Source organism: Arthrospiribacter ruber (genome assembly GCF_019343195.1).
Taxonomy (GTDB): domain Bacteria; phylum Bacteroidota; class Bacteroidia; order Cytophagales; family Cyclobacteriaceae; genus Arthrospiribacter; species Arthrospiribacter ruber.
This window is the reverse complement of the sequence record NZ_RPHB01000002.1, coordinates 192,328-206,052: the sequence shown is the minus strand read 5'-3', so window position 1 is coordinate 206,052 and position 13,725 is coordinate 192,328. Positions and strand designations below refer to the sequence as shown.

Below are 13,725 nucleotides of genomic sequence, written 5' to 3'. Positions count from 1 at the left end.
ATCCAGAAATTTTAAAAAGAATATCAACTCAGATATAGAATTTCGGATAATCCTCTTCCAATGTTAACTCCCCACCCAAAAGTCCCAGTATTCCCTGCTTTGATGTAGCTTAGCTTTAGCTTTGAGGTAAGGGGCAGGGATTGAGTACAATTTGAGCTAACAACCCAGTCTCAATTTATAAAAATTGTAGTTGAACAACTTAGAAAAATTTGGGTAGAGATTAAGAATTCTCAATAACCATATTTGACCCAATTTTTCACCCATGGTTTAAGACATTCAGTGATTTAATAAGGCATAATACTTTGTCAAGTATTTTGTTGCAAATCCAACAAACCTATGTGCATAACTGCGGATACGCATATTTAAAGGTGAAAATTTATATTTTATCCTTTATTTTCTGTGATATAAATTTTTCTCTATTAATCTCAATTTTTGCTTTAAAATTAGTATGCCTAGTGCCAACCGGATTGCACTCAATCAAAAAAATGACTCACTGAAGTTTTTTTGCAGTGGCCGAATATATTTTTGTTCTAACATTTATTTATAATAAAATGAAAAACTATCTAAAAACAAGCAAATGGCTGCGCTGGGTAGCTGCCGGAGCATTCGGTCTGATGCTGGTACTGAACATCATGGTCAGTTTGGAATTCGACAAGGACAAGGTTGTTCCATCTATTACGCTGATTGAACTGGGGAATAAGGCGATGGCTCAGGGGGAGAGTGGAGGAAACTGTTCTTTTTCTGCTGGAGGTTTTAATTTCCCTTGCACTAGAATTTGGTGCCAATCGACGTGGTCTATGAGTGGTTGTGGTCTCGGGGATGTAAATAGTCAAGTTTGTAATTCCTTTTCCAGTTGTTAAATCAAACAAATAGAGGCTGTCTCCTAAGTCTAAATTTCTGGATTTTAATCAGAACATTCTTTGGATTTCGAATGGGCTGAACTTTGTGCCTTAATGCCTTTTGTGGCCTTTCTTAATCGATTTAATAAGCCACAAAGAACCGAAGTCAAAAATGGATTATTTTCGGTTTCAATACTTTGATTTGGTAATTAAGCTTGGAAGAAGATTTATGAGACAGCCTTTTCTACTAAATTATGAGAGTAAATAAGAGTTTATTAATCCCATTTATTATTGTTTCTTTAGTTTCATGTAAAGAATCCCATACTCTTGATGTATCAAATCTTGATGAGCTTGAATTATCATTTAAAAAAAAGGTGATAGAAATTGATGAAAACTATCTAAGTAGTTATATGGATTGGCATCCTTATACCACAGAGGAGACCACCATGCTGGTGGGATACAACCAGAGGATGCATTCCCTGGATTTTTTTGACCTCGAAAAACTCCAGGCAGTAGAACAAATCAAGTTGGAAAAAGAGGGGCCAAATGCTATTGGTGCTGTGCAGGGATTTTTTCTACACTCGAAAGATTCGGTTTTTCTTTTTGAAAGAGGTAAATTACATTTGGGCAACTTAAAAGGAGAGGTGTATTCCACTTTTCAACTTTATGATTTGTTTGGGTTTGAAAGTAAAGGAGAGCCAAACGTGAACCACTATTTCAAATTAAAGTATTTTCCTGATAGCCATTCAATTCTTTTTTACATCACATTTCACAATAGCTCCAATTTAGAAAAACAAGAATCTCCTCTGGTAAGTGAATTTAATATAGAAAAAAAGGAGTTTAAAAGTTTACCAATTTATCATAGTGATGTATATAAGAAGAATAATGGTCGTATGGGCTTCATTACTTATTTGGGTTTCCAGGATAAAATGAATGAAAAATTTATTTTTAACTTTCAATACGATCCTAATATTTACAGCTTGGATAAAAACAGTAAAATTTCAGATAGTAACCTAGAGGATGATTTTTCTCCATTAATTGACGAAAGTGAGATTGATTTGCACGGTATTAACAATAGGCACTATTTGACCTCCATACCTGATCCATGGAGAAATGTGATCTATAGAGCAAATTGGGAGGCTCCCAAAGAAGGAAAAGAAGTTTCTTTTATTGAGAAAGGATTGTCATTGTCGGTATTTGACGGTAATCTCAACCATTTACTTGATTATAGGCTTCCGGATTATACTTATCAGATAAATAATTGGTTTGTTTGGAAAGATGGGCTTTACCTCAATGTTGCACATCCGAAGAACAGCAGTGTATCAGAAAATGAAATTGTATTTCATATACTAACTCCAGATCTCCAAAATCATTGAAGGCAATATTGACCCTAACCGTTTTATTCTTTTATTTAAATCCTGTTTTTGGGACAGAGGTTAGATTTATTATGGTTCCTGTTGATCACCATGATACCAAGAGTATAAAGATTAAAGTGGGCTATTCTTTTGTCAATGGTTTTGACCCTGACAAAGAAACGGTGGTTATAATTTCTGATGCCTTGGATGATTGTTTGAATAACACGATGATTCCACCGGACTTATCCCAGAGGTTCAATATCGTACTTTTTCATGGCAGAAAAGGCAGTAAGGAGATAAGCCGCCTTGTCAAGTATTCTGGTCAAAACAATTGGTCTAATGCCTATAAATGGTTAAACATAGACCAGCATGCAAATGACCTTGCATGTTGGAGGAAGGAGTCATTGGGGGAAAAGCAGATTCATTTGTTCGCTTACCCAAGTGCTTCCTACATAGCACTACATTATCTTAGCCTCTTTCCAAAGAATGTTGGAAAGGTGGTTGTCGTTAATCCACTCCTTTTTGATTTGCAGAGGAATATGGGTTTTAGGCCATTTGAATTTCCAATTGATGGATTGCAAGAAACTTATACTTTGGGAAAATGGCTAAAGTTTATGATGTATGCCGGATTAGATCAACCATACGATGATTCTAGGAGGAAGAAAGCTGCACTGCAAAACAAGATTTTTCAATTTAAAACTTGGCAATATTTTATTCCCGATATTAATGAAGATCAATTACAGGATATTGCTGTGAAAATCCGGCTTTTTGAACATAGCCGAAACTACCTATATGACCACTCTGTGTCCAGATCTGCCCCAAAGGTAATACAATGGTTGAAAATCAATAGCCAAGAGCCTTGGGAAGTTTATTTAACCAATCCATTTCAATTTGTGGGCATCCATTATGATTTGTTGACAGGGTTTTCAGGCAAGGTGATGGTGGTCTGTTCGACTCAAAATCTGCTCATCAATCCAAAGACATTCGAAGGTTTGGCCGAATTCATTCTAAACCCCACCATGCTCTATGTCAAAGATGCGCATGCATTGCAAAAATTAAATGTCCAAATAGAATGGTCAGAAGTACTTCAAAGTTTTTTCGAAAATGATATGCAGGGTCAGATCAACGCTTTCGAAAACCTCCAATCAAAAGGGCTAATCCATAAAAATTAAGATAGCTATTTAATTTATATAGCAACATTCATGCTGTAAAAGGAAACTTTCAAGAACTGAGGTTCCAAATACCTCATTCAAATACGTACTCAAAATCAAGTTACTTTTATTATTCCAAAATCTAATAACAATGACGTTTAGATAGTAGGGTAAAGTGAACTTTTCCAAAGTTTAATTTTGGGGACTTAAAAAGGGGGGTAGATTCGAATGATAAAATTGATTCAACAGATAGAATAATCATAAAAAACATCAAAAAATGACCCACTGAAGTTTTTTTGCAGTGGCCGAATATATTTTTGTTCCAACATTTATTTATAACAAAACTAACAATAACATGAAAAACTATCTAAAAACAAGCAAGTGGCTACGCTGGGTGGCTGCCGGAGCATTTGGATTCATGTTGGTATTTAACATCATGGTGAGTTTGGAATTTGACAAGGACAAAATCCTTCCGTCTATTACTTTGATTGAGTTGGGGAATAAGGCGATGGCCCAAACAATTGAAAATCCTTGGCCACCAGATACCGGATCACTGAAATGTCGGTGTCATGGAGCAGTTTGTAGTGGTGGAAATTACATTAGCTTCAATAGAAAATGTGCTGAATTTTCCGGAGGGACAGGTAACTGTAATTCATGGAGTAGTAATTGTTAGACATTAATTTTTAATTCTGGAGGATTGAAAATTTTCAATCCTCCTTGTATCAGAACGTATTCAAAGCATTTATGAATTACAAAAGTGTTTATTTGTTTTTGTCAGTGACTCTGGTCATTTGTACAAATTGCCAAGAAGATAAGGATGTGACCTATTTGGGGAAATCTGTTGAGTTCACTCCAAAAAAAGAAATCTCGATCCATAGCATCAAAATAGATACTCTGATCAATAATAATATTTTTTTCTCGGGACTTGGAACCTGGGTTATTTTCAATGATAGCCTAACACTCTTAGACAGGAAGTTGGTTTCAGCACATGTGTTTTCAGATGATCTAGTTCATCGATCGACCAATTTGGGTAGAGGTGATGGTCCAAATTCAATTAATAATATTATCCTGGAAACTACGATCATGGATGAATATCTGGTAATATTAGGTGGTAGTTATCAATATTTTTTTATCAATAAAAATTGGGAAATAGTGAAAAGGGGGCAATTCGACTTTTATCATGAAAATACACCTTATAATGAACTGCTAAACAATCCAAAGGCACACTATGTAGGTCATTATGAAGTTTTTATTGAACATTTGAAACTGGGACATGACTACCAAGGCAACTTAGTATTTTCAATCACTATTCCTCATCCGGATTTTAATTACCTCTGGCATGAAAAGTTTTATCAGGAAGCTTGCGTTTTAGGCAAAGTCAATCCAGATGACCCTAAAGTATCTATTCATGGAGGGTATTCACCCATATATCATCAGTACAAATTTCTGTCTACTTTGACTGGGGCTCCATTTTCATATTTAGATGCTGATAATTACATCCAAGGATATGAGGCAGACAGTATTTTGTATAAGTTAAGTGGTTCTGGTGAAGTGTATTATGCTTTTGGCGTGGCTGGCAAGGAAATGAACATAGCTTATGAAAATTTCAAAGCCGAAGATGTAGAAGATTATGAAGCTGTATGGAAATTGGACAGGGATCGTTATGGCTATTATCATTCAGTAGATTATGTCAGGGAGACGGGGCTTTTGTTTAGGGGATATACCAAATCCAATCCACATGTAGACGGTTTGCAGATTTATCGAGATGATACACTGATAGGAGATGTAGAGGTTCCAAAAGACTTTCTCTTTGTAGGATATAAAGCACCCTATTATTACGGTGAGTTTAAGTATAGGCCAGACAAAGAGGAAGATTCAATAAAACTTTTAAGGTTTGAGTTACCGGAAAATTGATACCATAATGAAAGCACTCAATCAATCAGTTAAAATTCAAATTTTATTCTTATTAACTTTTATTGCAGTCACGCCACTGTTTTCTCAAGAGGGAGAAAAGGATAAAGGAAGTGTCCAATTTTTTTTCAAAGATGGGAAAAGCTTGATTGCTGTTCCATTTTTGCCGATATACAATCAATTGGATGAAGTAAAAGCCTTGGCAGATAGTGTTGGTGTAGTTACACTTCCTGTGGGGAGACCTTTTCAGATAAAGAGCCTATTCTATTCTGATACTGTGTTCCAAGTTACAGAAAACCGATTGACAAAAATTATTTTGGAATATGAAGACGTAGCTTTACAGACTTTTGAAATTAAGTTTTTTAAGGATCCCAGGGACCATGTAAAGCAGCTTTCAAAGCGGATAAGTTCTGAATATATTTCTTCTCCTCATCTAGGGGCTTTTTCAGGGTATTTTATGGTCAGTCAAAAAGGAAGAATTTTAGATTTTTATGAAGCAGATGGACTGTCACTACTTTCTGGAAATAACAAGTGGAAGCCGTGGGATTTTGCACACGATAATTCTTCTGGAGATACTTATAATCATTTGGTTCCGATGGAAGTCAGGAGAAGTTTCCATTGGGATTTGGCTGGAGACACTATTGCCAGTAGAATTAATACTCAGGTTAATAGAGATAAGGATTATCTGATTTCTCCTTTTTATGTGAGAGAGATTTACAGAGCTTTGGAGCTGTCAGGGCCCTTGAATGAAAAAAGTATGAAATACTATGATTTCAAATATGGTGTTGAGAATGAAATAGATGTGATTTATTTTACTGTCAAAGACCAATTCAAAGCAGATGATAAACTCCCTTTGTTTTTGGTAGGTGAAGGGGTGCTTTATTTGAATAGTAGCGGTGAGATGGTAGAGAGGTTGATGTATATTTTCTCGAGTTATAGGTATTTGAATTTCCCATTGAAGAGAGGTGGCCGAAGCAGGGAGATCAGTGGGGTTCTATCGGTGGCTTATGATAGACAGAATGCTACAATTTTACCCATGGAGATAGGTTTGGAAGCCAAGTTTTTTGGAGAAAGAAATTTGTTTCGTCCCAGACCGTTTGAGCTGAGTAATGAGTCTTCCATTATCGAAAAGATGTATCTTAAAAACTATAAGCAGGTTAATAAGGAAGATTTAGGGAATCTGAGAAAAGCAATGTCGAGAATCGGCCTGGAAAGCATGGTTCCTTATGATGCAAATTACTGGGCGAAAAACGGGACAGTACTTCAAGAAAAGTATTCCAGGATTAAATCTGACCTAAGTAGTAAGGTTGATATTGAAAAACAATATGTTGCCAACTCAGAAAAAAGATTTCATTATTTGTCAGATGATGAATTTAATCAGCTGTACAGTTTATACCCCGAAGCAAATACTAAATCTGAAGTCCTAGAGAAAGAGTCCCGAATTATTAAAAATGTAGTAGAACAACTTAGGGGAGTTTGGGTAGAGATTAAGAATTCTCAATAACCATCTTCGACTCTTTTTTTCATTCATGGAATAAGACATTAAGTGATTTAAAAAGGCATAATACTTTGTCAAGAATCTTGTTGCAAATCCAACAAACCTATGTGTTTTACTGCGGATACGCATATTTTTAGGTGAAAATTTCTATTCTATCCTATATTTTCTGAGATATAAATTTTTCTCAATAGTTCTCAATTTTTGCTTTAAAATTAGTAGGCCATAGTGCCAACCGGATTGCGCACAATAAAAAAAATCAAAAAAATGACCCACTGAAGTTTTTTTGCAGTGGCCGAACATATTTTTGTTTCAACATTTATTTATAATAAAACTAACAATAACATGAAAAACTATCTAAAAACAAGCAAATGGCTACGCTGGGTAGCTGCAGGAGTATTTGGAGTGATGCTGGTATTTAACATCATGGTCAGTTTGGAATTCGAAAAGGACAAAATCCTTCCATCTATTACTTTGATTGAGTTGGGGAATAAGGCGATTGCACAAGGTGAAACTGTAGCTAAAAACTGTAGACATACAGGAAATCCATACGATTCTTGTTTCTCCGGTGGATTCCAAATATTAAATTGTCGTGAAAAATCTATTATGGAACCTGCAAGTTGTGGATATTAAAAGTAAAACTATTGGTGATTTGGAATGTTAATATTTTTCCACTTTGCACCATTTTTATTAACTAAAAATCAACATTCTAAAGAAACCCACTTGCATTGGAAAAGAATCTTTAAAATGTTTTGATCCTCTGTGCACTAAAAGATAAAACCGTAGAAAGTAAAAAAAATGGAAAAAATAAAATTGATTACGATTCTAATTTTAGTGTTGAATTCTTGTGTTCAGAAAAAGGAAAGGGAGGTAATTATCAACGAAAACAGTAAAAGAGTTGCTTCTTTTCCCAAATCAAATGATTACAAGTTTGATAAGCTTTTGGAATTTGAAGGAACACCCTATAAAATCTTTGAGGTTGATTCAGGGCTATTTGTTTTTGATTTGAAAGGGTGGAACAATAAAATTTTCCATTTCTATGATTTTAAATCAAAGGATTTCAAGGAAAGTTTTATAGGAAAGGGCAGTGGACCTTATGAAACATTTGCTCCATTTTCTTCGGGGATAAAAAATCAGGTGCTTTGGGTAATGGATAAGTCTATATCAAAAGTTGTATCTTATGATTTATCTAACGTCAATGGTGGTGAAAACAGGTATGAAGTGAAGTTTAACGATTATTTTAATGATATAGATATATTCAACGAAGATGAGTTTATAGGGAATGGTTTACTAACTTCAATGAATAAATTTCAAAGAATTGATAAGCTCACCGGGGAAATTATTCAGGAATTTGGCTCATTCACTAAAATTTCGGATGATATTCCAAACGAATTACTCCGGGATTATTTTCAAGCGAAAATAGCGGTAAAACCTGATGAAAAAAAATTAGTAACTGCCTATAGATGGCATGAGTCCATTGAAATTTTTGATTTGGCCGATTTTGAAAGTATTTTGATACAAGGGCCGGAAAATATTGACAATGATTTTGCATTAACACAAGGAGAAAATGGGAAATTTCATTTGGAAAGAGGGGGGGATTTACAGCATACATATACTGATTTGGCTGTAACGGACGACTTCATCTACATTTCCTTCTCGGGTGAACACGACAAGATTACCGACTCATTTATGGCCAATACCATTTTGGTTTATAATTGGAATGGGGAGCCGATTAGTAAAATAAATTTGGATAGGAAAATAATGAGTTTTAGTGTTTCTTCTGATAGTAAAAGAATCTATTCTTTTGATGTTGATAAGGGGGAAATCATCTATATAGATCTATGATTAAAAGCTTCAATTCCCTCCTGACATTTCTTCTTCTTTTATCTTTATTCATCTGGTTTTGCAAACCTAAGAGGTATGAAGTCAATCAATTAAATGATATCCAATCTCTAGATATTCTTATTGATTCAGTAATACTACCTGACTCTTTAATACTTTATAGGACGATTTATGAGCCACAATTGGATGTTGCTACAAGAATTAGAAACAGCTCCAAATCCATGGTTATATTCATTAATGCTTCATGTGTGACATGTATTCAAGAATTGGATTTTTGGATCGAAAATGAACCAAAATTCCAAGAATTCAAAATTCCGTTTTTCTTCATCGCAAGAGCACAAGATGAGTTCCACTTTTTTAAATTTGTAGTTGAAAACGAAGGGGATTCACTTCCTAAAGGAGAATTTTATTTCGACACCAATGACGAGTTCAGATTACTAAACAATGAATTGTTGGAAAACGGAATTAACACTATTTTAATCAATTCAAGATTTGAAGTTTTATTTAAAGGAAATCCAATAAAAGATAAAGCTTTTCTTGAGTTATTAAGCGATCAAATCAAACCTTGATTTGAACAACCAAACTACAGTTTACTTAAAGCCATTTAGTATTATAAGAAGGTTTAGAAAACCACTTCTAGGTGAGGGGAAGCTACAATGATGATGTAGGATAATAGTATGACTTTTGGAAGCGAAGATTATTGTCTTCATGTAATTTGAATTTCAAATATTTTCACAATCAATTCTAATAAAAATTGCAAAAATCAATTTTCCATACAACCAGTCAATTTGTTTTCATTGCGATCTTCGGTATTGCTTTGGCTTTTCTCCCTTTGTTTAGGATAGAAGGTTGGGCTTATATTCCTTTTTTACAGTTGGGACAAAGTATGCTGCTTTTGGCATTGATGATGGGAGTGGCATTTCCGCTCGCTGCATTTTTAATACGAAAAGACAAGGCCTGGGTTTTTCAGATCAAGGCTTTGGATTGCCTGCTTTTTTTGGTCATTGCCTGGGCTGTAATCAATGCCTTTTTCCTTCAGGAAACCGCCAGCCAATCCTATCGTCTGTTCGACCTGATTGGTTTGGTGATGTTTTATCTGGCAGTCAGGATATTCTTCAAAAAAGAAAATCACTTTCTGTTGTTGGTTTTGCTGATAATTGGCGCAATGATACAATTGGTTTATGGGCAACTGCAACTGTATGGGGTTTACCCCACCCAGCATTCGGGTTTTCCACTGACAGGTAGTTTTTTTAACCCGGGGCCTTATTCGGGCTATCTGGCAGCGCTGTTTCCTGCTGCGTTGGGCATATATCTGTTTGTTGACAAGTTATTATTACTGGATGAATACAAACAATTGCAAAGTATTCTAAAATACTTTGCCTTAGCGACCTGTGGAGGGATATTGCTTGTATTGCCCGCCGCCCAGTCCCGTGCAGCCTGGTTGGCCGTGTTGATTTCGGCTGTTTTTTTACTGTATCATCGCTATCATTGGAGAAATTACTTAAGGATGGACTTCATAGACCGCCCTGTCAAAAAATACTTAGCGGCTTTTCTCTTAGTAATAGTCTTGTTAAGTTTATTTGGAAGTATCTATCGGTTTAAGAGAGACTCTGCCGATGGCAGGTTACTGATGTGGAAAGCATCTTGGGGTATGGTCAAAGAGAACCCTTGGGTTGGTCTGGGCTTTGACCGCTTCAAGGCGGGCTACATGGAAGCACAGGCAGCCTACTTCCAGGCAAATCCCAAAGACCCTTCCATTTATCTGGCCGATGATGTGGTGTATGCCTTCAATGAAGGTTTGCAGCTTTTGGCAGAGCAAGGGATAATAGGCCTGTTGTTGGTTTTCCTGCTGATACTTTTTTTGTTCCGGACTGGTAAAGGTAAGCCAAGCGCATCTTTGAGGATCTCGCAGGCAGGAATCATTTCCATACTGGTATTCGGAATGTTTTCCTACCCTTCCCACATCCTTCCCATCAAGCTCAGCGCCGTGTTGTATTTTGCGATAGCTGCAGGGGAGTCCGACTTAATTTACACCCGGAGAATAAAACGTCCCAATCCCTTAATTGCATGGGGATTAAGTTTGTTCTTGCTTTCCCTGACTGCTTTTGCTGGAGTGAAATTGAAGGGATTATATCAGGCTTCTAAGGATTGGAAAGAGGCATTGAGGCTATACAATGGAGGTACTATTGGGACGGTAATCGAAAAATATCAGAATGCATATCCTTACTTTAATAAGGAAGGGGATTTTCTTACCAATTACGGCAAAGCACTTTCAGTACAGGGAGGTCACAAGGAGGCTGTAATCACATTGGAACGTGCCAAATACTATGCAGGAAATACCATCATCCAGACGACTTTGGGTGACAGTTACAGGGCTTTAGGGCTGTACAAAGAGGCTGAAGAGGCTTACAAGCTGGCTGTAGATATGCTTCCTGACCGATTTTATGCACGCTATCTATTGGCTAAATTATATGAAGAGATAGGGGAAAATGATAAATTGATTCCCATAGCCCAATATTTAATAGAAAAAGAACCCAAGGTACCGTCACAGGCAGTGGAAGAGATCAAAAACGAGATGAAGATGATATTGGATCCAAAATGAAAGGTGCTTTAAAATGGTCTAAAGTGATTTGGAATATAATAAATATAGGTTTTGATTTATGTACATAGGTAAAGAGATGTGTGGTATTAAATCACCACCATCTTTGTTTTTTTTCGTGATCCAAAGTAAAAATTCTTTCCTCTACACCTTCGCTATGACATTTTAATAACATCAAACTGTTGTAAGGGATATCATCAAAGTTAAGAAAATGGTCTGTGGCCTGCTTTCTTCCAAGCGATATCCATTTTTTATCCCAATAAAAAAGTTCATAGTGTAATCCTGGGTAAATGTTGTTTTTGTCATTTCTGGGGCAAAACCCTACACGGTTGATTTTGGTTGGGGTTCCCAGATCCATACCAACCCAAAGGGAATTGTTTTTATCAGTTATTGGTATATGGTTTCTGATTTTAGGGAGTAAGCTTGATTCATTAGGTAACAAAACAACATATGTAAGCAAATCATCATCAAAAATTGCATCTAAATTCTCTGTATTTATCTGTTCTGAAGCAATATATTTTCCTTTTAGAGGGTTTGATGCTTCAACATCAGATGGATAGAAAGCCAAGTAGGCAGGCCCATTTTTAAAATCCCTATCTACAGGTGGAAACAGGAAGCGAACATACCGGCCATTTACTTCTTCAGTGCATTTTTCAATTGGAATATAGGAAGCAAAGTCTGGAATTGTAAAAATGGTTTTGGCATCAGAAAAATCCTTCTTGTTAGCTACTTGGAATTTCCCTCCGACCAAATCTTTGGACCGTTCTATTTTTGTTTTTTCCTGGAGAAAGTATTTTCGAAATAATCTGGTTGAGATAAATTTTGAGTCAGAGGGTTCTAGTATTGTGGTTTTTGTTGTTGAATCAACTTGGATAGGAGGGTGTATTGGTACTAGTTGATTTTCAATATATACTGCAGGAAGATAGACCTTGTCAACTCCCATATTATTAAAAGTTACCTTGTTTTCCTTGATCTCCCCCCACATTATAGGTTGCCAACTAAAATTGTTGAACACACATAAATAAGCATATTCAGGGTACTTATCAGATGTTTCCAAATCAAGATTAATATCAACAGTTTTGGTAAATTGGGATGTTAGATCAGTGAGGTTTTCAAAATTGGATAATTGGTTTGAGGTGTTTCCCAAGGCAAAATTATCAAGTAAGAAAACCTTTGGCATTAATGTCACTTCGTTATCAATTGGATTAATGTCTCCTGCATGAAAATCCACCCATCTTTTTTTATGAGGATCTAGTACGACATTAAAGGTATGTCCAGAAGTGCCAGCATACCCCCAATTTGGAATAATTACTTCAGACGTCGCAATACCAAGTGCCCTCATCGCAGAATATCCTATACCAACTTGGTCATGACAATTTCCTGTAATGCCTCCCCTCAATAAATTCATCGGCTTAATCCTTCCTCTTGATACCCCGTTCAATTTCTCATTGCCCCAAGTATAATATTTTTTAAATTGCTCATTAATCAAGGCTGTTACAGTTATAGGGTCAGTTTCAGATTTCAATGAGTCAACAATAAACTCCAGCTCTTCCCAATACAGTTTTCTCCAATGCGAGAGAGGTTCATCAGCATATCTATATGGTAGAATGAATTTACAAAATTCATCAAATGAATATTTCCTTGACCATGGTAACTCCCAGGCTTTAAATGCATAATCAATGTTCTCGATCAACATTTCCGCACTGATGTTTTGAATGTCTGCTTGGTATGAAAAACGATACCCTCTTGGATCACCAAGTTTTGCAGCATAGTGATCCCAGATGTCATTAAACACATTGGTTCTCAACATTTTGTTTACATCTTGGTTTTTGGAAAGGAACATGTCTTCACCATGATTTTCCAATGAATCATAAACATGCTTAGTGAAATTTTCATATTCCTCACTGTAATAACCAATTCCTTGCTGTTTTGTCATATTGATGATCAGAAGTCTTGCTGCTACATATTTTAAGCTATCCTCCTTTTCTTGCGAATAATGATATAAAACCCTTTCTATTTCACCACGATTTTTTCCTGCTGATTTTACAGCTAATTCCAGATCTTGATCGGAATAGGACTCAGAGCATGACATCAGGCAAAGTGACATCAAAAAGAGCAAGCCTATGCTTTTTATATTGTGTTTTTTGGCCATTAAGATCAAATTTTATAATAAGTATTTGGATCAACTGTAAGCTAAAAATAGATTGAATTTATTTCATGTATTTTAAACAACTTAATGATTTTTGAACCTCGTTTATCTATTCTGCTATTTGATTTTTCTGAACTGAAAACAGAATTCACCCCGCTGTTTATAATAATAAGATTCAGAGGTGTTGCAATAGGAAATTTCAGCTCCTAAATCACGCAGTACATTTATATACTCATATACGGTCCTTTCTGAAACACCAAACCTTCTTGCCAATTGTTTTGGAGGGCCCGTGGCTTTTTTTCTAATCAATTCATCCAAATATTGAAACCTCTGAAAATATTGAGCGGACATAGTGTATCGTTTAAATAGTTTTTACAATACTTT

12 protein-coding genes are annotated in these 13,725 nt (G+C 35.8%); 10 read left to right on the top strand and 2 right to left on the bottom strand.

Translation table 11 applies throughout. From position 1 onward, the window contains the following. Positions 1 to 551: 551 nt before the first annotated feature. The 10 genes from EGN73_RS03920 (at position 552) to EGN73_RS03875 (ending at position 11,195) form a co-directional block, all read left to right on the top strand. Positions 552 to 860, top strand: a complete 309-nt coding sequence (locus EGN73_RS03920; RefSeq protein WP_219287172.1) for a hypothetical protein — start codon at positions 552 to 554, stop codon at positions 858 to 860. Between the two features lie 233 nt (positions 861 to 1,093). Further along, entirely contained in the window at positions 1,094 to 2,215 is a 1,122-nt protein-coding gene (locus EGN73_RS03915) for a DUF4221 family protein (protein WP_219287171.1), read from the top strand. Next, entirely contained in the window at positions 2,212 to 3,366 is a 1,155-nt protein-coding gene (locus tag EGN73_RS03910) for a hypothetical protein (protein WP_219287170.1), read from the top strand. Before EGN73_RS03915 ends, EGN73_RS03910 begins: the two co-directional genes overlap by 4 nt. Before the next feature lie 334 nt (positions 3,367 to 3,700). Then, positions 3,701 to 4,018 carry a hypothetical protein gene (locus EGN73_RS03905; RefSeq protein WP_219287169.1) on the top strand — a complete coding sequence of 106 codons (318 nt, stop codon included), beginning with the start codon at positions 3,701 to 3,703 and terminating at the stop codon, positions 4,016 to 4,018. A 71-nt stretch (positions 4,019 to 4,089) separates the two neighbouring features. Continuing rightward, entirely contained in the window at positions 4,090 to 5,259 is a 1,170-nt protein-coding gene (locus tag EGN73_RS03900; RefSeq protein WP_219287168.1) for a hypothetical protein, read from the top strand. Positions 5,260 to 5,266: 7 nt separating this feature from the next. Then, positions 5,267 to 6,760, top strand: coding sequence for a hypothetical protein (locus EGN73_RS03895; RefSeq protein ID WP_219287167.1), 1,494 nt, complete (start codon positions 5,267 to 5,269; stop codon positions 6,758 to 6,760). Between the two features lie 336 nt (positions 6,761 to 7,096). Then, positions 7,097 to 7,384 carry a hypothetical protein gene (locus EGN73_RS03890; protein ID WP_219287166.1) on the top strand — a complete coding sequence of 96 codons (288 nt, stop codon included), beginning with the start codon at positions 7,097 to 7,099 and terminating at the stop codon, positions 7,382 to 7,384. Between the two features lie 165 nt (positions 7,385 to 7,549). Next, the gene (locus EGN73_RS03885; protein ID WP_219287165.1) at positions 7,550 to 8,596 is read left to right on the top strand and encodes a BF3164 family lipoprotein; all 1,047 of its coding nucleotides are present in this window, start codon (positions 7,550 to 7,552) and stop codon (positions 8,594 to 8,596) included. Further along, positions 8,593 to 9,162 carry a hypothetical protein gene (locus EGN73_RS03880; protein WP_219287164.1) on the top strand — a complete coding sequence of 190 codons (570 nt, stop codon included), beginning with the start codon at positions 8,593 to 8,595 and terminating at the stop codon, positions 9,160 to 9,162. Before EGN73_RS03885 ends, EGN73_RS03880 begins: the two co-directional genes overlap by 4 nt. Before the next feature lie 185 nt (positions 9,163 to 9,347). Continuing rightward, positions 9,348 to 11,195, top strand: coding sequence for an O-antigen ligase family protein (locus tag EGN73_RS03875; RefSeq protein ID WP_219287163.1), 1,848 nt, complete (start codon positions 9,348 to 9,350; stop codon positions 11,193 to 11,195). A 91-nt stretch (positions 11,196 to 11,286) separates the two neighbouring features. On the opposite strand, the gene EGN73_RS03870 is transcribed toward EGN73_RS03875, so the two are convergent. Next, complete coding sequence (locus tag EGN73_RS03870; RefSeq protein ID WP_219287162.1) at positions 11,287 to 13,344, bottom strand: hypothetical protein; 2,058 nt, start codon at positions 13,342 to 13,344, stop codon at positions 11,287 to 11,289. A 114-nt stretch (positions 13,345 to 13,458) separates the two neighbouring features. Continuing rightward, the gene (locus tag EGN73_RS22810; RefSeq protein ID WP_219287161.1) at positions 13,459 to 13,692 is read right to left on the bottom strand and encodes an HTH domain-containing protein; all 234 of its coding nucleotides are present in this window, start codon (positions 13,690 to 13,692) and stop codon (positions 13,459 to 13,461) included. Positions 13,693 to 13,725 lie beyond the last annotated feature (33 nt).

Coding starts and splice junctions, on each gene's coding strand:
- EGN73_RS03890 (WP_219287166.1), top strand. CDS start 7,097: ATGAAAAACTATCTAAAAACAAGCAAATGGCTACGCTGGGTAGCTGCA.
- EGN73_RS03900 (WP_219287168.1), top strand. CDS start 4,090: ATGAATTACAAAAGTGTTTATTTGTTTTTGTCAGTGACTCTGGTCATT.
- EGN73_RS03920 (WP_219287172.1), top strand. CDS start 552: ATGAAAAACTATCTAAAAACAAGCAAATGGCTGCGCTGGGTAGCTGCC.
- EGN73_RS03915 (WP_219287171.1), top strand. CDS start 1,094: ATGAGAGTAAATAAGAGTTTATTAATCCCATTTATTATTGTTTCTTTA.
- EGN73_RS03895 (WP_219287167.1), top strand. CDS start 5,267: ATGAAAGCACTCAATCAATCAGTTAAAATTCAAATTTTATTCTTATTA.
- EGN73_RS03905 (WP_219287169.1), top strand. CDS start 3,701: ATGAAAAACTATCTAAAAACAAGCAAGTGGCTACGCTGGGTGGCTGCC.
- EGN73_RS22810 (WP_219287161.1), bottom strand. CDS start 13,692: ATGTCCGCTCAATATTTTCAGAGGTTTCAATATTTGGATGAATTGATT.
- EGN73_RS03870 (WP_219287162.1), bottom strand. CDS start 13,344: ATGGCCAAAAAACACAATATAAAAAGCATAGGCTTGCTCTTTTTGATG.
- EGN73_RS03880 (WP_219287164.1), top strand. CDS start 8,593: ATGATTAAAAGCTTCAATTCCCTCCTGACATTTCTTCTTCTTTTATCT.
- EGN73_RS03885 (WP_219287165.1), top strand. CDS start 7,550: ATGGAAAAAATAAAATTGATTACGATTCTAATTTTAGTGTTGAATTCT.